A 545-nucleotide genomic window follows, 5' to 3' on the forward strand; every position below is an offset into this window, starting at 1 on the left:
AATCCGACCGCGCAGGCGAGTCGGAGGATTGACTGGAGAAGGGGAGGTGGTAGAAGTAGTGAAAGTGCGCTGAGTCGGTCGGATTGGGTGTGCTTGAACGTTCGCTTAGAATCGTATTATTTGGACGATTTCTTCTGCTTTGACGAGGCAGTGGAACGTTGGTTTTTTCGAGGTGAACTCCAAGTCGGCTCCTCGGATTTGTTCCAGATGGTTTGATTGGACCGACGTTGGTTTCGGTGTCAATGATGCGGTGAGATTGGCCATGCAGGTGAGGGAAGGCGGGCAGTTTTTTGTTGTCGTCACGTGGTTTTGACGAAGTCCGGTGACAAGGCTTTGTTTCTCAGGCGGCAGGGAAGGTTTTATTGACGAGGCTCGAACGAGGGCATCCCGTCATAGAAGTTTCGGCGGTCTTCGAAGAGCTCGGATATTGCTATATTTTGGCAGCGAACAATGCGCAGCACCACAAATCCGACCGCGCTGGCGAGTCGGAGATTGACTGGAGGAGGGAACGTGATAGAACCAGTGAAAGTGCGCTGAGTCGGTCG

At 52.8% G+C, this 545-nt stretch carries 1 protein-coding gene; it reads right to left on the minus strand.

Translation table 11 applies throughout. From position 1 onward, the window contains the following. Positions 1-359 precede the first annotated feature (359 nt). Positions 360-545 (minus strand): hypothetical protein (locus IE099_RS20915; RefSeq protein ID WP_229809624.1); only part of this gene is annotated, 186 nt, incomplete at its 5' end.

It is taken from the genome of Roseibacillus persicicus (assembly GCF_014651675.1).
In the GTDB taxonomy this organism is placed as follows: Bacteria; Verrucomicrobiota; Verrucomicrobiia; order Verrucomicrobiales; family Akkermansiaceae; genus Roseibacillus; species Roseibacillus persicicus.